This window comes from Janthinobacterium sp. CG_23.3 (genome assembly GCF_046115965.1).
GTDB lineage: Bacteria > Pseudomonadota > Gammaproteobacteria > Burkholderiales > Burkholderiaceae_D > Janthinobacterium.
Genome location: NZ_JBJXIB010000046.1, coordinates 1 through 16,449, shown reverse-complemented (window position 1 = coordinate 16,449; position 16,449 = coordinate 1). Strand labels below are relative to the sequence as shown.

Genomic DNA, 16,449 nt, shown 5'->3' with positions numbered 1-16,449 from the left:
CTGGCCCCGGTATCCGCCTCCGGTTTGTGTTCCACGTGGAACACAAACCCGCCTTCAATCGCTCCACTTGGTCAAGATGCGGACAATGCATTAGGCCGTACGGAGGCTACGGGAAAGGCGCTTAGCTGCAGCGCTGTGCGCAAAAAATCAAAGATGCGCGGGTCGGACGATTGCGCCACGTTGAAGCGCAGGTAGTTGCCGGCCGTGCGCGCCGGGCTGAACACATCGCCGGGCGCCAGCAGTATGCCTTGCTCCAAAGCGTCGCGGGCAATCCCGGCGCAGTCGGTGCCCCCGCTTGCCTTCGCCCATAGAAACAATCCCTCCTCGGCCTCGTGCCACAGCGTCAAGCCGCAGTCCTTGATGCGCCGGCGCGCCTGCACCGACGCGCCGCGCAGATGCGCGCGCACCGCATCCATATGCTTGCGATAACTGCCGTCGACCAGCAACTGATGGATCAGGCGCGCGCACGCCTCGTTGTTGCCGAACGAGGTGGCCAGCTTCAGTTCGACCAGGCGCTCCAGCCATTCTTGGCAGCAGCTTAGATAGCCGCAGCGGGCCGCGCCCGACAGCGTCTTTGAAAAGCTGCCGATGTGGATCACGCGCTGTAACTGGTCCAACGCGGCCAGCCGCGTCGACGGCCGCTCTTCGAAGTCGGCGAAGGTATCGTCCTCGACGATCGCGAAATCGAATTGCTCCGCCAGGCTCAGCAACTGGTGCGCGACCGCCGGCGCGACCGTGACGCCGGTGGGATTGTGCAAACTGCCATTGGTCAGATACAGACGCGGCCGGTGCAGCGCCGCCGCCGCCGCGAAGGCCGCCATGTCCGGGCCGTTGGCGAGCAGGGGAACGCTGACGACCTTGGCCCCGTGCACCGCCAGCACGGCCTGGAAATTGAAATAGCAGGGATCGTCGACCAGCACCGTGTCGCCCGGCCGCAGCAGCAGCCGCAGCGCCAAGTCGATGGCTTGGCTGCCGCTGTCGGTGAGCATGATTTGTCCGGCGCCGGCATCGATGCCGCGTAGTGCGAGCAGGCGCTGCAGGTGGCGCCGCAAGGGCTCGAAACCGAGTGGTTCGCCGTAGCCGGACAGGGCTTGCGCGCCGGCGCGCGAGACGGCGCGCAAGCCCCGGGCGATGCCCTCGGAGTGGAGCAGGGGCGCCGGTAGCCAGCCGCATCCGGGTTTCAGCATCGCCGGATCGAGTTGCAGGGAATTGCGCAACATCCAGATGGGATCGATGGCGCGCTGCGCCGAAAGGTCTATGGCGCTGCGCAATTCGACCGGACCGCGCAGCGTCGCCACGTAGAAGCCGGCCTTGGGACGCGAGGTTAGCAAACCCTGCGCAACCAAGCGGTCATACGCTTCCACCGCCGTTGATTTGGAGATGCCGTTGACGGCGGCGAACTCGCGAATCGACGGCAGTTTGCGGCCGGCGCCCAGGGAACGGGCGAGTATCAGCCCCGACAGTTGATCGACCACTTGTGCCACCAAGGGCACATTGCGTTGCGGGGAAATATCCAGTTTCAATCTGTGCCCTTTTTTGATCAGTACAGTTGGCTTGATTATATGCCGTCTGTCCCTGTCGGCACGCCGGTCGCCTTTCTATACTGGAGCACCACAACAAGCGCGGACCGGCCCCCAGGTGACGGCCGCATGCAAAGGATTCTATGCAGAAAGACTATGCCCGCGGCGCGCTGTGCTGCTTCGTTGCCACCGTTGCCTGGGGCGGCATGTTCCCGGTCATGGACGACGCGCTGACAAGGATCGACGCGTTCCAGTTCACGGCGATCCGCTACAGCGTCGCCGGGCTGGCTTTCCTGGCCCTGCTGCTGATGCGGGAAGGGCCGGGCGCGTTGTCGCTGAAAGGCGAGCGCTACTGGCTGGCCTGGCTACTCGGCAGCGCAGGATTCGCCGGCTTCGGCTTCCTGGTGTTCCTGGGACAGCAATTGGCCGGCAGGGAAGGAACGCTTTCCGCGGCCGTAATCATGGCGACGATGCCGATGCTGGCGCTGCTCGTCAACTGGATCGTGCGGCGCACCCGACCGCCGCTGTTCTCGTTTGCCTTTATCGGACTATCGTTTCTTGGCGTGGTGCTGGTCATTACCGACGGCCAACCCCAGCGCTTGTTACGGGAGTACGCCAACTACCGGTCGAACGCCTTGCTCCTGCTGGGCGCCCTGTGCTGGGTGGTCTACACCGTTGGGGCATCGCTGTTCGCGCATTGGAGCCCGTACCGTTACACGACGATGACGACCTTGCTCGGCTTGAGCACCGTGTTCACGGTCGTGATCGCGCTGCGGGCGGCCGGCCTGATTCATCCCGTGTCCGCCAGCGTCGTGGTCTCTATCGCTCCCCACCTGGGCTACATGATTTTCCTGGCGGGATTTGTGGCCGTGCTGGCCTGGAATATCGGCAACAGCATCATCACGCCGATGAACGGCGTGTTGTTCATGGATGTCGTTCCGTTGACGGCTTTCATCGTGTCGGCCGCCGGTGGCACGCCGCCGCGGGGCGGGCAGATGGTCGGCGCGGCGCTGACCGCCAGTGCGCTGGTCCTCAACAATATATTCCAGCGTCGCCGCATGGCCGCGCAAGACGCGCGGGCAGCGTTGCGCAAGCTGGTACCGCTGGCGCTGAACGAAAAGCCGCTCCCTTCATGACGAAGGGCTATAGCCGTGACCTATCGATTTAATAACAACAATCAAATGTTTTTCCGCCGGATTTTTTCGTATAGTGGCTTGCGCGGGCTTTCCAGCTTGCGCCGCCATCGACCAGAACCGTTCAGGAGTAAAGCATGACAACGAAAAACCGCGTGTTACGACCCATCGCCGCCGCCGTCTTGGAAACCTTCGCAGTGCTGGCGCTGATAGCCGCTTCGGCGACAAGCGCCTAAACTCCATCGTCGTCCGCGAACATGTCAGCTGCGCGGCTGTTCCACGTGGAACAGCCGTTACCGACGCCTTACCAAGCCGCGGCGTAAATTGCGCGGGCGTCGTCCCGGCGGACTTCGCGCGGATTGTTTCCCAGCAGCCGGGTCTGCAGCATCGCCTCATCGGCCAGCCGGTCCAGGTCGGCGGCGCCGACGCCAACCTGCCGCAACCGCGTTTCGATGCCGCTGTCGACGGCGATCCGCTGCATCGCCAATGCCAGCGCGTCGGCCCGCGCCTCGTCGCTGCCGGTGGCGCGCGGCGCCACAATCGTGGCCAGTTCCGCGTAGAGCGTGGCGGCCGCCGGCGCGTTGAAGCGCAACATATGCGGCAACACCAGCGCATTCGACAAACCATGCGGCACGTGGAACACGCCGCCGACGGGGTAGGCCAGCGCGTGGACGGCCGCCACCGGCGCGTTTGAGAACGCCTGCCCGGCCAGCATCGCCCCGAGCAGCATCGCCTGGCGCGCCGCCAGATCGCGGCCATTTCTGCACGCCGCGATCAGGCTACCGTGCAGCAACTGCAAGGCCTGGCGCGCCAGCGCGTCGGACAAGGGGTTCTTTTTGTGGCGGCTGGTATAGGCTTCGATCGCATGCACCATCGCGTCGATACCGGTGGCGGCGGTAACGTGCGGCGGCAGACCCAGTGTCAGCTCGGCGTCGAGCAGCGCGACGTCGGCGTACAGTTGCGGCGCGATAACGCCCATCTTGGTGGCTGCGCCGGTCGTGACGATGGCAATATTGGTGACCTCGGAACCGGTGCCGGCGGTGGTGGGCAGCAGCAGCAGCGGCAGGCGCGCCCCCGTCACCTTGCCGATACCGTAAATCGACGGCAGATCCTGCGCGCCGCCGGCCAGCACCGCGGCCAGCTTGGCGACATCCATCGAACTGCCGCCGCCGAGGCCGACGATGGCGTCGGCGCCAAAGGCGCGCGCCGCCTGCACGGCCGCCATGACGACGGACTCGGGCGGATCGGCCACGACTGCTGAAAATACCTGCACCGCGACATTCACCGCCTCCAAACTGTGCAGCGGCGCGGCGACCAGACCGGTCGCTAGAAAGCCGGCGTCGGTTACCAGCAGCGCGCGGCGCACGGCGGGGAAGCGCGAGGCGAGATGCATGCCCAGCTGCCTGGCGGCGCCGAGTTCCGACACGATGTGGGCGACGGTACTGAAAGCGAAAGCGGGAAAGCGATTCATCGCGACTCCTGTCATCAGTGGCTTGGGACTGCCTGTGGAACCTAGCTTACACCGAACCGTGGCGGCGTGCCCGCCGGGTTTTCCGCTGTTCCACGTGGAACAAAAGCGGTCCGCAGGCGGACGCTTGGCGCCCTGTTCCACGTGGAACAGTGGAAGGCGGCGATGAAAATTTAAGCAGTTAGGGGCCTCGTCCGTAAAAAGACTCTATAATCTGGGCTTATCCCCTCGCATTTACCCATTCCACCATGCTATTTCCTACTGAATTCGACGTCATCGTTGTCGGCGGCGGTCACGCCGGCACCGAAGCGGCCCTCGCTTCCGCCCGTATGGGGCAGAAGACGCTGCTGCTCACGCATAACATTGAGACCCTGGGCCAGATGTCGTGCAACCCCTCCATCGGCGGCATAGGCAAGGGCCACCTAGTCAAGGAGGTCGACGCCATGGGCGGCGCGATGGCCATCGCCACCGACGAGGCCGGAATTCAATTCCGTATCCTGAATTCGTCCAAGGGTCCGGCCGTGCGCGCCACCCGCGCCCAGGCTGACCGCATTTTGTACAAGGCGGCGATCCGCGCGCGCCTGGAAAACCAGCCAAACCTGTGGCTGTTCCAGCAGGCGGTCGACGACCTGATGGTGGAGGGCGACCGCGTGGTCGGCGCGGTCACCCAGATCGGTATCAAATTCCTGGCGCGCGCCGTGGTGCTGACCGCCGGCACTTTCCTCGACGGCAAAATCCATGTCGGCCTGAACAACTACTCGGCCGGCCGCGCCGGCGACCCGCCGGCCATTTCCTTGTCGGCGCGCCTGAAGGAATTGAAGCTGCCGCAGGGCCGCTTGAAGACCGGCACGCCGCCGCGTATCGACGGGCGCAGCATCGATTTTTCGGTGATGCAGGAACAGCCGGGCGACCTCGACCCGGTGCCGGTGTTTTCCGTCATGGGCAACGCCGCCATGCATCCGAGGCAGGTGCCGTGCTGGGTCACGCACACCAATTCGCAGACGCACGACATCATCCGCGCCGGCCTCGACCGCAGCCCGATGTACACCGGCGTCATCGAAGGCGTCGGGCCGCGCTACTGCCCGTCGATCGAGGACAAGATCCATCGCTTCGCCGGCAAGGAATCGCACCAGATCTTCCTCGAGCCGGAAGGCTTGACGACCAATGAATTCTATCCGAACGGCATCTCGACGAGCCTGCCCTTCGACGTCCAGGTGGCCCTGGTGCAGTCGATGAAGGGCATGGAAAACGCCCACATTTTGCGCCCCGGCTACGCCATCGAATACGACTATTTCGACCCGCGCGGCCTGAAAGCGTCGCTGGAAACCAAGGTCGTCGCCGGCCTGTTCTTCGCCGGCCAGATCAACGGCACCACCGGCTACGAAGAGGCGGCGGCGCAGGGCATGCTGGCCGGGCTCAACGCCGCGCTGCTGACGCAGGGCCGCGACGCCTGGGTACCGGGCCGCTCCGAGGCGTATCTGGGCGTGCTGGTCGACGACCTGATCACCCAGGGCGTGCAAGAACCGTACCGCATGTTCACCAGCCGCGCCGAGTACCGCCTCAGCCTGCGCGAGGACAACGCCGACATGCGCCTGACCGAAATCGGCCGCAAATTGGGCTGCGTCAGCGACTTGCAGTGGCAAACCTTCGAGAAAAAACGCGAGTCGGTCGCCGTCGAACTGGAACGCCTGCGTTCGACCTGGGTCAACCCGCGCATCCTTGCGGCGGCCGAATCGCAGCGTATAGTGGGGCAGGCCATCGAGCGCGAATATTCGCTGGCCGACCTGCTGTGCCGGCCGAACGTTCAATACGACACCCTGATGAGCATGACCGGCGTCGACGGCCAAGCCTTGGCCGGCCCCGGCGTCGACGACGCCGCGGTGCGCGAACAGGTCGAAATCCAGCTCAAATACGCCGGTTACATCGAGCGCCAGAGCAAGGAAATCGAGCGCCACGAGCACTATGAAAACTTGAAATTGCCCGAGGCTTTCAATTACCTCGACATCGGCGCGCTGTCGATCGAGGTGCGCCAGAAGCTCGACAAGCAGCGTCCCGAAACGCTGGGCCAGGCTTCGCGCATTTCCGGCGTGACCCCGGCGGCGATTTCGCTGCTGCTGGTGCATCTGAAAAAGCGCGGTTTCGGCGGCGCCGCCACATTGAAAGACGAGGTTGCGCAATGAAGCCGTTTGACCGTGCCGCGCTGGCGCAAGTGCTGGAGCGGGGCGTCGCCGAGCTCCAGCTCGACCTGGACGAGGCGCAGATCGCCAAGTTGCTGGATTACCTGGCCTTGCTGGCGAAGTGGAACGCCGTCTACAACCTGACGTCGGTGCGCGATCCGATGCAGATGCTGACCTTGCATGTGCTCGATTCGCTGGCCGCGGTGTCGGCCTTCGCCGGCGCGGCCAACGTGCTCGACGTCGGCGCCGGGGGGGGGCTGCCGGGCATGGTGCTGGCGATCTCCCGGCCGGACATGAAAGTGTCGATGATCGACACGGTGCACAAGAAAACCGCCTTCCTGACCCAGGTGAAGGCGGAACTGGCCCTGGCCAACGTCAGCATCCACACGATGCGCGTCGAGCAGTTGCAGGTCAAGCAGCCTTTCGACGTCATCACCTCGCGCGCCTTCGCCGACCTGTCCGACTTCGTCAACTGGTCGGGCCATCTGCTGGCCGACGGCGGCCAATTCATCGCCTTGAAGGGGGTGGCGCCGCCGGATGAGCGCGAGCGGCTGCCGCAAGCGTGGAAAGTGACGGAATTGAGGGCTATACGGGTACCGGGGCTGGACGCCGAGCGCCACCTGGTATTTATAGCAAGAGCGCAATAAACGTAGTAAACCGTTTATTCCGTTTATATAATATATACAATATAAACGAAATAAACGATTTATACAAAATAAACGATATAAACGATATATACACTTTAAAATAAGAATACATGGCCAAAATATTTTGCGTTGCAAATCAAAAGGGCGGAGTGGGCAAGACCACCACCAGCGTCAACCTCTCCGCCGGACTGGCCAAGCTGAACCAGCGGGTACTGCTGGTCGACCTCGACCCGCAGGGCAACGCCACCATGGGCGCCGGCATCAACAAGGCCGGCCTGACCGCGTCGACCTACGAGGTGATGCTGGGCGAGTGCGACGTCAAGACGGCGCGCCAGCGTTCCGAGGCGGGGCGCTTCGACGTGCTGCCGTCGAACCGCGAGCTGGCCGGCGCCGAGGTCGAGATGGTGGCGCTGGAAAACCGCGAGCGCCGCCTGAAGGACGCGCTGGCCGAAGTCGACGCCGACTACGACTTCATCCTGGTCGATTGCCCGCCGGCGCTGTCGATGCTGACCTTGAACGGCCTGTGCGCCGCGCATGGCGTGATCATTCCGATGCAGTGCGAGTACTACGCGCTGGAAGGCCTGTCCGACCTGGTCAACACCATCAAGAAGGTGCACGCCAACCTGAACCCGGACTTGAAGATCATCGGCCTGCTGCGGGTGATGTTCGATCCGCGCATGACCTTGTCGCAACAGGTCTCGGCCCAGCTCGAGCAGCATTTCGGCGACAAGGTGTTCCAGACCATCATCCCGCGCAACGTCCGGCTGGCCGAAGCGCCGTCCTACGGTTTGCCGGGCGTGACCTTCGACCCCAGCTCGAAGGGGGCGCAGGCCTACATCGCCTTCGGCGCTGAAATGGTCGAACGTATCAAACATATGTAATTCGCAGTAATTCGACGGCGCCGCCCCCGGGCGCGGCGCCGCCCACACTATTAGGACAGCATGGCAACTAAAAAACTTAAAGGACTGGGACGCGGACTCGACGCGCTGCTCGGCGGCGGCGGCGACTTCGGCAACGCCGAAGCGGGCGCGCCGTCGACGCTGGCGGTCAGGCAGATGCAAGCCGGCAAATACCAGCCGCGCACCCGCATGGACGAGGGCGCGCTGAACGAGTTGGCGGCGTCGATTAAGGCCCAGGGGCTGATGCAGCCCATCCTGGTGCGGCCGATCGGCCAGGACACGCTGAGCGGTCTTGTTAAATATGAAATCATCGCCGGCGAGCGGCGTTTCCGCGCCGCCCAGATCGCCGGCCTCGACGAGGTACCGGTGCTGGTGCGCGACGTCGACGACATGGCCGCCGCCGCGATGGCCCTGATCGAGAACATCCAGCGCGAAGACTTGAACCCGCTGGAAGAGGCGCAGGGCATCCACCGCCTGATCACCGATTTCAGTTTCACCCACGAACAGGCGGCCAACGCGGTCGGCCGTTCGCGCAGCGCGGTGTCGAACCTGTTGCGCCTGATGAACCTGGCCGGCCCGGTGCAAACCATGCTGATGGCCGGCGATATCGACATGGGCCACGCCCGCGCCTTGCTGGCGGTGGACGGCGCCACCCAGATCACGCTGGCCAACCTGGTGGTGGCCAAGCGCCTGTCGGTGCGCGAGACCGAAAAGCTGGTCAACCAGACCCTGGAGCAACAGGCCAACCCGAGCGAGCCGCGGCAGAAGGAGAAATCCGGCGACATCGCGCGCCTGGAGGAGGAGCTGTCCGATTCCCTGGCGACCCCGGTGGCGTTCAAGATGGGTAACAAGGGCCGCGGCCAGATGGTCATCGACTTCGCCGACCTGGACGTGCTCGACGGTTTGCTGGCGCGCCTGCGCGGTTGACGCGGGCCACGGTGTCGTCCAGCCCCGTTTGCCGCCGGGGGCTTGTTTTCGCGGCGCCAGTCCATATATAGATCGTTATACCTCACATAGCGGCTGGAACATGCCGCGCCCGGCCCCGTCTTCGACGGCGCAGGGGCGTCGTTCCAGCCCGCAGCCCCCTCGCGCCTTCCCGGCCTTGGTGCAATCTGTCGTCAAATAGCCTGCAAAGCGGCTGTTTCGCGCAGAAAGTGCCCTGCTGCGGTGCAGCAACGTTTGACTCGTAACATCAAAGCCAACTATAATCCTGTGTCTTTGCGTGTACGGATTCTTCTGGGAACTTGGTAAGTGAGAAATTCGAAGCAAAATATTGCCAAGCCAGTCTACAAAGTCGTCGCCCTTCAGCTAGCAATCGTCGTCATATTTGCAGTCTTGGTGAGCGTGTTGGCTGACGCGCATAGTGCTTGGTCGGCCGCCTATGGCGGCGGCATCGCGGTCGCCGGCAGCCTGGTGTACGCGCTGTTTGTCGCAGGTGGTTTCGTCGATGCCAACAAGGCATTCCGGGCGCACTTGAAGGCCGAGCTGGTAAAAATATTTATCACAGTGGTGCTGTTTGTTTTGGCACTGGTGTTGTTTCAGTCGGCCGCCTGGTTATGGCTGATCTTGGGTTTCGCGGTGGCAACCTTGGCTTACTGGTTTTCATTGCTCGCTGTTTAATCATTGGTTTCGGGGCATTTTGTGTCCTGGAACGACAAATCTAAATTCATATGACCACAGAACACGCTATTGAAGCGGGCCACCATGCCCCGGCAAACTCGACCGAATACATTTCGCACCATCTGTCCCATCTGAAAAATGAGGCCGGCACCATCAATCTGGACACGTTCTGGATCTCGGCCATTCTGGGCCTGGTGTTCCTGGGTGTGTTCTACATGGCGTCGCGCAAGGCCACGGCCGGCGTGCCGGGCCGCCTGCAAAACTTCGTCGAAATGGTGATGGAAATCGTCAACGACACGATTAAAGGCGCCTTCCACGCCAAAAGCGCCGTCATCGCGCCGCTGGCCATCACGATTTTCGTCTGGGTCTGGTTGCTGAACGCAATGGACTTCCTGCCGGTTGACCTGCTGCCTAAGCTGCTGACCTACGTCGGCGTCTACAACCTGCGCGTGGTCCCGACCGCCGACGTCAACCACACCTTCGGCATGTCGCTGTCGGTCGTGCTGTGCGTCATCGCCTTCTCGATCAAGGCCAAGGGCCTGGGCGGTTGGATTAAAGAACTGTTCACCGCGCCATTCCACGGCCACGGTTTCGCCGTGATCCTGCTGGCGCCGGTCAATTTCCTGCTGCAAATGGTCGAGCTGGTCGCTAAGTTGATCTCCTTGTCCTTGCGACTGTTCGGCAATATGTACGCCGGCGAACTGATTTTCATCTTGATCGCGTTGTTGCCTTGGTGGGCGCAGTGGATGCTGGGTGGTCCATGGGCAATTTTCCATATCTTGATTGTAACTTTGCAAGCTTTTGTGTTTATGGCGTTGACAGTTGTGTACCTCAGCCTCGCGGTCGAGAAACACTAACCGGCAACTTTATATTTTGTTTTTTTTAGTATCTTTCGTTTTTAAATTTAGGAGAATTTTATGCAAGCTCTGATCGCACAAGTACAAAGCATGACCGTTCTGGCAGCAGCCATCATCATCGGCCTGGCCGCAATCGGCACCGCACTCGGTTTCGCAATCTTGGGCGGCAAATTCCTGGAAGCGTCGGCACGTCAACCTGAACTGATGCCACAACTGCAAACCAAGCTGTTCGTTATCGCTGGTCTGCTGGATGCTATTTCGATGATCGGCGTCGGTGTTGCTCTGCTGTACACGTTCGCGAACCCGTTCCTGACCGCTGTTATCGCCGCCGCTGGTAAGTAATACTGCTCCAACCCTAGGAGAAACTTTTAGTTAGGAGCAAGGTATGGACATCAATATGTCGCTCGTCGGCCAGATGATCACCTTCGCGGTGTTGGTCTGGTTTTCGATGAAGTTCGTATTTCCAGCGCTGAACACGGCGTTGGATGAGCGTGCCAAGAGAATCGCGGATGGATTGGCTGCGGCCGATCAGGGTCAGGCTTCGATGGCAGTCGCTGAGAAGCGCGCTCAAGCCGAATTGGCTGGTGCACGCGTAGAAGCTCAATCGCGGGTTGCGGACGCTGAAAAGCGCGCCCAACTGGTCGCGGAAGAGATCAAAGCCAACGCACAAGCCGAAGCGGACCGCATTATTGCGCAAGCTAAAGCAGACGCTGATCAGCAACTGTCGAAAGCACGCGAACAATTGCGCGCTCAGGTGGCTGACCTGGCTGTCAAGGGCGCCGAGCAAATCCTGAAGCGCGAAGTGACGGCATCGGCACACGCCGAGCTGTTGGCGCGCCTCGCTGTCGAGCTGTAATCATGGCAGAACTCGCAACCGTCGCCCGTCCCTACGCGGAAGCTTTGTTCCGCGTAGCCCAAGCTGGTAAGGAATCGACAAGCCTCGCGGCGTGGGCCGAACTGGTGTCAGAATTGGCACAGATCGGCACCCACCCCGAGGTGCAGGCGTTTGCCCGCAATCCGAAAGCATCGGATAGCGACGTGGCCGCCACCATTTCGTCCCTGGTGAAATCGCCGCTGAATCAGGAAGCCAAAAACTTCCTCTCGATGTTGGTTGAAAACGGCCGCATCAGTCTGCTGCCGGAAATCGGCGCGCAATTCCAGCTGTTGAAAAACAGCGTGGAAGGCGCGGCCGACGCCGACATCACGAGCGCATTCGAGCTGAGCGCAGCCCAGGTGGCCGATTTGGTCGCAACGCTGGAAAAGAAATTCAATCGTAAGCTCAACCCCGTCGTGACAGTGGATGCATCGCTGATCGGCGGCGTGCGCGTGGTTGTTGGTGACGAAGTGCTCGACACCTCGGTGCGCGCCAAGTTGCAACAAATGCGTGTTGCACTGGTGTCGTGACCGACGGCTTACGCCGACCAGCGTTAGACAGAACCTTACCCCTCGCGCAAGCTGAGAGAAACACTTTTAGGAGTTAGTATGCAACTCAACCCATCTGAAATCAGCGAGTTGATCAAGAGCCGGATCCAAGGTCTTGACGGCGGCGCTGAAGTGCGTAACCAAGGCACGGTCATCTCCGTAGCCGACGGTATCTGCCGCATCCACGGTTTGTCGGACGTGATGCAAGGCGAGATGCTGGAATTCCCGGGCAATACCTTCGGCCTGGCGATGAACCTGGAGCGCGACTCCGTCGGTTCCGTCATCCTGGGCGACTACGAGCACATCTCCGAAGGCGACACGGTCAAGTGCACCGGCCGCATCCTGGAAGTGCCGACCGGTCCCGAGCTGCTTGGCCGCGTGGTCAACGCGCTGGGCCAGCCGATCGACGGCAAGGGCCCGATCGACGCCAAAATGTCGGCGCCGATCGAAAAGATCGCACCGGGCGTGATCGCCCGTCAGTCCGTTTCCGAGCCAATGCAGACGGGCTTGAAGTCGATCGACGCGATGGTGCCGATCGGCCGCGGTCAACGCGAACTGATCATTGGTGACCGTCAAACCGGTAAGTCGGCAGTGGCGATTGATGCGATCATCAATCAAAAAGGCCAGGGCATGAAATGTATCTACGTCGCGATCGGCCAAAAGGCCTCGTCGATCAAGAACATCGTGCGCTCGCTGGAACTGCATGGCGCCATGGAATACACCATCGTCGTCGCCGCGTCGGCCGCCGAATCGGCCGCGATGCAATACATCTCGCCGTACTCCGGTTGCGCCATGGGCGAATACTTCCGCGACCGCGGCGAAGACGCGCTGATCGTCTACGATGACCTGTCCAAGCAAGCCGTTGCCTACCGCCAGATCTCGCTGCTGCTGCGCCGTCCACCAGGGCGCGAAGCCTACCCTGGCGACGTGTTCTACCTGCACAGCCGCCTGCTGGAACGCGCGGCACGCGTGAACCCCGACTACGTCGAAGCGTTCACCAAGGGCGCCGTCAAAGGCAAGACCGGTTCGCTGACGGCGCTGCCGATCATTGAAACGCAAGCCGGCGACGTCTCCGCTTTCGTGCCGACGAACGTGATTTCGATCACCGACGGCCAGATCTTCCTGGAAACCTCGCTGTTCAACGCCGGTGTCCGTCCGGCGATTAACGCCGGTATTTCGGTGTCGCGCGTCGGTGGCGCCGCCCAGACCAAGGTCATCAAAAACCTGTCCGGCGGTATCCGTACCGACTTGGCGCAGTACCGCGAATTGGCTGCGTTCGCGCAGTTCGCTTCGGACCTGGACGAGTCGACCCGCAAGCAGCTGGACCGCGGCGCGCGCGTTACTGAATTGCTCAAGCAAGCCCAGTACTCGCCACTGCCGATCTCGCTGATGGCCGTGTCGTTGTTCTCGGTGAACAAGGGCTTCCTGGACAATGTGCCAGTTAAGCAAGTGTTGGCTTTCGAAGCCGGCGTTCACGCTTACATGAAGACCAAGCAAGCTGCTCTCCTGGCCAAGATCGAAGAAACCAAGCAACTGGACAAAGACGCCGAAGCTGCGCTGTCGGCCGCTGTTGCTGATTTCAAAAAATCCGGCGCATATTAAGCGACCAGGCGGCGCGCCATTCAGTTGGCGCGCCGCCCAACGCGCACAAGGAGTAAGGACTCATGGCAGTAGGCAAAGAGATACGTGGCAAGATCAAAAGCGTAGAAAATACGAAGAAGATCACCAAGGCGATGGAAATGGTCGCCGCGTCCAAAATGCGCAAGGCGCAGGAACGGATGCGGGCCGCCCGTCCCTACAGTGACAAGATTCGCAATATCGCCGCCAATCTGGCGGGCGCCAATCCGGAATACACGCACCCGTTCCTGGCCCTGGCCAAGGGCACGGACGCCAAGGCGGTCGGTTTCATCATCGTCACCACCGACAAGGGTCTGTGCGGCGGCTTGAACACCAACGTGCTGCGTTTGGTGACGAGCAAGTCGCGCGAACTGGAAGCGGCCGGCAACACGATTCAAGCGGTAGCCATCGGCAACAAGGGTTTGGGTTTCCTGAACCGCGTTGGCGTCAAGGTGATCGCGCAAGTGACACAGATCGGCGACGCGCCGCATTTGGACAAGCTGATCGGACCGGTCAAAGCCATGCTCGACGAGTACGAGGCTGGCAAGCTGGACGCGGTGTACCTGTGCTACACCAAGTTCATCAACACGATGAAGCAAGAGCCGGTGATGGAGCAGTTGCTGCCACTGGCCGCTGAAAAAATGCAGGCCGACAAAGGTAATCACACTTGGGATTACATTTACGAGCCGGATGCACAAAGCGTGATTGACGAACTGCTGGAGCGCTATGTTGAAGCGCTGGTGTACCAGTCGGTAGCGGAAAACCTGGCGTCCGAGCAATCGGCGCGCATGGTTGCGATGAAGTCGGCGAGCGACAACGCCGGTAGCGTGATTGGCGAGTTGAAGTTGATCTACAACAAAACCCGTCAAGCAGCGATTACCAAAGAACTCTCCGAAATCGTCGCCGGTGCGGCTGCGGTTTAAACGAATTTAACTATATTTGAAGGAACGAACATGGCTGATGGCAAAATCGTTCAGTGTATCGGCGCTGTGGTGGACGTTGAGTTTCCACGCAATGCGATGCCTAAGGTATACGATGCCTTGAAGATGGCAGGCTCGGACCTGACCCTGGAAGTACAACAGCAATTGGGCGACGGCATTGTCCGTACCATTGCGCTGGGTACCTCGGACGGTCTGCGTCGCGGCATGATGATTCAAAACACCGGCAAACCAATCATGGTGCCGGTCGGTAAAGCGACCCTGGGTCGCATTATGGACGTGCTGGGCAATCCAATCGACGAATGCGGTCCTGTCTCGCAAGAGCACACCATGTCGATCCACCGCAAGCCGCCTGCGTACGACGAACTGTCGCCGTCGCAAGACTTGCTGGAAACCGGCATCAAGGTGATTGACTTGGTTTGCCCGTTCGCCAAGGGCGGTAAAGTCGGCCTGTTCGGCGGCGCCGGCGTCGGCAAGACCGTCAACATGATGGAACTGATCAACAACATCGCCAAGGCGCACAGCGGCTTGTCCGTGTTCGCCGGCGTGGGCGAGCGTACCCGCGAGGGTAACGACTTCTACCACGAGATGGCCGACGCCAAAGTGGTCGATCTGGAAAATCCAGAGAACTCCAAAGTGGCGATGGTCTACGGCCAGATGAATGAACCGCCGGGTAACCGTCTGCGCGTCGCGCTGACCGGCCTGACGATCGCCGAATCGTTCCGTGACGAAGGCAAAGACGTTCTGTTCTTCGTCGACAACATCTACCGCTTCACGCTGGCCGGTACCGAAGTGTCGGCGCTGCTGGGTCGTATGCCGTCGGCGGTGGGTTACCAGCCAACGCTGGCCGAAGAGATGGGCCGCCTGCAAGAGCGCATCACCTCGACCAAGACCGGTTCGATCACCTCGATCCAAGCCGTCTACGTCCCTGCGGATGACTTGACCGATCCGTCGCCTGCCACCACCTTCGCCCATTTGGACTCGACCGTCGTTCTGTCGCGTGACATCGCCTCGCTGGGTATCTACCCCGCCGTCGATCCACTCGATTCGACCTCCCGTCAATTGGATCCGCTGGTCGTTGGCCAGGAACACTACGACACCGCCCGCGCTGTCCAGGGTATCCTGCAGCGCTACAAGGAATTGCGCGACATTATCGCGATTCTGGGTATGGACGAATTGGCGCCGGAAGACAAACTGCTGGTATCGCGCGCACGTAAAATGCAGCGTTTCCTGTCGCAGCCGTTCCACGTCGCCGAAGTGTTTACCGGCGCGCCTGGTAAATACGTTTCGCTGAAAGACACGATCAAGGGCTTCAAAATGATCGCGTCGGGCGAACTCGATCACCTGCCAGAGCAAGCGTTCTACATGGTCGGCACGATCGAAGAAGCAATCGAAAAAGCCAAAAAACTTAACTAATATTAAGTTTCGGCTGAACCCCGCCCCTGGGCGGGGTTCTTCAACCCGATAGGACACACATGGCAAACACAATTCACGTTGACGTGGTTTCCGCTGAAGAACTGATTTTTTCAGGCGAGGCGGAATTCGTCGCGTTGCCGGGCGAAGCGGGCGAGCTGGGGATCTACCCCAAGCACACGCCGTTGATCACCCGCATCCGTCCGGGCGCGGTCCGCATCAAGGTAGTCGGCCAAGCTGAAGAAGAGTTCGTCTTCGTCGCCGGCGGCCTGCTGGAAGTGCAGCCGAACGCCGTGACCGTACTGGCCGACACCGCGATCCGCGGCAAGGACTTGGACGAAGCGAAAGCAAGCGAAGCCAAGAAACGCGCGGAAGAGATGCTGCTGAACAAAGATTCGGGCATCGACTACGCCAAGGCGCAAGCCGAACTGGCAGCGGCGATCGGCCAACTGGCGGCGATCGCCAAACTGCGCGCGAAACACTAAGCGCAGCGGCAAGCAGCACGAAAAAAGGGCAGCCTCGGCTGCCTTTTTTTACGCCTGCCGAACAAGTGGCGCTGCCAACACCGCGTTTAGTGAGCGGGCCGGCAACGCTGCAAATCAAGCCAAGGCGAAGGGCCGGGGTCAGGCCCCGAGGGTCTGACCCAATCCACCCAAGTTAAGGATTTTCCAACCTTTTAACATGGTTTTTGGGCCATGTGCTTGTGCGGCTTCGGCCTGGCTTTGCGTGTTTTGGATA

General features: G+C 61.3%; 16 protein-coding genes. 14 read left to right on the top strand and 2 right to left on the bottom strand.

Annotated elements, in window-relative coordinates:
- Positions 1–71: 71 nt before the first annotated feature.
- Positions 72–1,475, bottom strand: coding sequence for a PLP-dependent aminotransferase family protein (locus tag ACFDR9_RS12810; protein WP_409031231.1), 1,404 nt, complete (start codon positions 1,473–1,475; stop codon positions 72–74).
- Between the two features lie 188 nt (positions 1,476–1,663).
- Between ACFDR9_RS12810 and ACFDR9_RS12805 the strand changes: the two genes are divergently transcribed.
- A complete protein-coding gene (locus ACFDR9_RS12805; RefSeq protein WP_409031230.1) occupies positions 1,664–2,656 on the top strand; it encodes a DMT family transporter in 993 nt (330 codons plus the stop codon).
- A gap of 301 nt (positions 2,657–2,957) precedes the next feature.
- Here ACFDR9_RS12805 and ACFDR9_RS12800 read toward each other — a convergent pair whose 3' ends face one another.
- On the bottom strand, positions 2,958–4,124 hold the full coding sequence (locus tag ACFDR9_RS12800) for an iron-containing alcohol dehydrogenase (RefSeq protein ID WP_409031229.1): 1,167 nt from the start codon (positions 4,122–4,124) through the stop codon (positions 2,958–2,960).
- A 245-nt stretch (positions 4,125–4,369) separates the two neighbouring features.
- Here ACFDR9_RS12800 and mnmG point away from each other — a divergent pair, with 245 nt between their 5' ends.
- The 13 genes from mnmG (at position 4,370) to ACFDR9_RS12735 (ending at position 16,196) form a co-directional block, all read left to right on the top strand.
- Positions 4,370–6,301 carry a tRNA uridine-5-carboxymethylaminomethyl(34) synthesis enzyme MnmG gene (gene mnmG / locus ACFDR9_RS12795; protein ID WP_409031228.1) on the top strand — a complete coding sequence of 644 codons (1,932 nt, stop codon included), beginning with the start codon at positions 4,370–4,372 and terminating at the stop codon, positions 6,299–6,301.
- Positions 6,298–6,945 (top strand): 16S rRNA (guanine(527)-N(7))-methyltransferase RsmG, encoded by a 648-nt coding sequence (gene rsmG / locus ACFDR9_RS12790; RefSeq protein WP_409031227.1) that lies wholly within the window; start codon positions 6,298–6,300, stop codon positions 6,943–6,945. The genes mnmG and rsmG overlap by 4 nt, the downstream gene beginning before the upstream one ends.
- Positions 6,946–7,055: 110 nt before the next feature.
- On the top strand, positions 7,056–7,826 hold the full coding sequence (locus ACFDR9_RS12785; RefSeq protein WP_026133207.1) for a ParA family protein: 771 nt from the start codon (positions 7,056–7,058) through the stop codon (positions 7,824–7,826).
- 60 nt (positions 7,827–7,886) lie between these two features.
- Positions 7,887–8,771 (top strand): ParB/RepB/Spo0J family partition protein, encoded by an 885-nt coding sequence (locus ACFDR9_RS12780; RefSeq protein ID WP_409031226.1) that lies wholly within the window; start codon positions 7,887–7,889, stop codon positions 8,769–8,771.
- A 324-nt stretch (positions 8,772–9,095) separates the two neighbouring features.
- The gene (locus tag ACFDR9_RS12775; RefSeq protein ID WP_017878169.1) at positions 9,096–9,464 is read left to right on the top strand and encodes an ATP synthase subunit I; all 369 of its coding nucleotides are present in this window, start codon (positions 9,096–9,098) and stop codon (positions 9,462–9,464) included.
- A gap of 50 nt (positions 9,465–9,514) precedes the next feature.
- Positions 9,515–10,321, top strand: coding sequence for a F0F1 ATP synthase subunit A (gene atpB, locus ACFDR9_RS12770; RefSeq protein ID WP_017878168.1), 807 nt, complete (start codon positions 9,515–9,517; stop codon positions 10,319–10,321).
- Positions 10,322–10,393: 72 nt separating this feature from the next.
- Complete coding sequence (gene atpE / locus ACFDR9_RS12765; RefSeq protein WP_409031241.1) at positions 10,394–10,663, top strand: F0F1 ATP synthase subunit C; 270 nt, start codon at positions 10,394–10,396, stop codon at positions 10,661–10,663.
- A 43-nt stretch (positions 10,664–10,706) separates the two neighbouring features.
- On the top strand, positions 10,707–11,177 hold the full coding sequence (locus ACFDR9_RS12760) for a F0F1 ATP synthase subunit B (RefSeq protein WP_017878166.1): 471 nt from the start codon (positions 10,707–10,709) through the stop codon (positions 11,175–11,177).
- A gap of 2 nt (positions 11,178–11,179) precedes the next feature.
- Positions 11,180–11,725 carry a F0F1 ATP synthase subunit delta gene (locus tag ACFDR9_RS12755; RefSeq protein WP_026133205.1) on the top strand — a complete coding sequence of 182 codons (546 nt, stop codon included), beginning with the start codon at positions 11,180–11,182 and terminating at the stop codon, positions 11,723–11,725.
- 78 nt (positions 11,726–11,803) lie between these two features.
- Positions 11,804–13,345 carry a F0F1 ATP synthase subunit alpha gene (gene atpA, locus ACFDR9_RS12750; RefSeq protein ID WP_017878164.1) on the top strand — a complete coding sequence of 514 codons (1,542 nt, stop codon included), beginning with the start codon at positions 11,804–11,806 and terminating at the stop codon, positions 13,343–13,345.
- 62 nt (positions 13,346–13,407) lie between these two features.
- Positions 13,408–14,283, top strand: a complete 876-nt coding sequence (gene atpG, locus ACFDR9_RS12745; RefSeq protein ID WP_017878163.1) for a F0F1 ATP synthase subunit gamma — start codon at positions 13,408–13,410, stop codon at positions 14,281–14,283.
- Between the two features lie 30 nt (positions 14,284–14,313).
- Complete coding sequence (gene atpD / locus ACFDR9_RS12740; RefSeq protein WP_026133204.1) at positions 14,314–15,714, top strand: F0F1 ATP synthase subunit beta; 1,401 nt, start codon at positions 14,314–14,316, stop codon at positions 15,712–15,714.
- 59 nt (positions 15,715–15,773) lie between these two features.
- Positions 15,774–16,196 carry a F0F1 ATP synthase subunit epsilon gene (locus ACFDR9_RS12735; protein ID WP_026133203.1) on the top strand — a complete coding sequence of 141 codons (423 nt, stop codon included), beginning with the start codon at positions 15,774–15,776 and terminating at the stop codon, positions 16,194–16,196.
- The last annotated feature ends 253 nt before the right edge of the window (positions 16,197–16,449 follow it).

Coding starts and splice junctions, on each gene's coding strand:
- atpA (WP_017878164.1), top strand. CDS start 11,804: ATGCAACTCAACCCATCTGAAATCAGCGAGTTGATCAAGAGCCGGATC.
- atpD (WP_026133204.1), top strand. CDS start 14,314: ATGGCTGATGGCAAAATCGTTCAGTGTATCGGCGCTGTGGTGGACGTT.
- atpB (WP_017878168.1), top strand. CDS start 9,515: ATGACCACAGAACACGCTATTGAAGCGGGCCACCATGCCCCGGCAAAC.
- ACFDR9_RS12800 (WP_409031229.1), bottom strand. CDS start 4,124: ATGAATCGCTTTCCCGCTTTCGCTTTCAGTACCGTCGCCCACATCGTG.
- ACFDR9_RS12755 (WP_026133205.1), top strand. CDS start 11,180: ATGGCAGAACTCGCAACCGTCGCCCGTCCCTACGCGGAAGCTTTGTTC.
- mnmG (WP_409031228.1), top strand. CDS start 4,370: ATGCTATTTCCTACTGAATTCGACGTCATCGTTGTCGGCGGCGGTCAC.
- ACFDR9_RS12805 (WP_409031230.1), top strand. CDS start 1,664: ATGCAGAAAGACTATGCCCGCGGCGCGCTGTGCTGCTTCGTTGCCACC.
- ACFDR9_RS12735 (WP_026133203.1), top strand. CDS start 15,774: ATGGCAAACACAATTCACGTTGACGTGGTTTCCGCTGAAGAACTGATT.
- ACFDR9_RS12785 (WP_026133207.1), top strand. CDS start 7,056: ATGGCCAAAATATTTTGCGTTGCAAATCAAAAGGGCGGAGTGGGCAAG.
- atpG (WP_017878163.1), top strand. CDS start 13,408: ATGGCAGTAGGCAAAGAGATACGTGGCAAGATCAAAAGCGTAGAAAAT.
- rsmG (WP_409031227.1), top strand. CDS start 6,298: ATGAAGCCGTTTGACCGTGCCGCGCTGGCGCAAGTGCTGGAGCGGGGC.
- ACFDR9_RS12760 (WP_017878166.1), top strand. CDS start 10,707: ATGGACATCAATATGTCGCTCGTCGGCCAGATGATCACCTTCGCGGTG.
- ACFDR9_RS12780 (WP_409031226.1), top strand. CDS start 7,887: ATGGCAACTAAAAAACTTAAAGGACTGGGACGCGGACTCGACGCGCTG.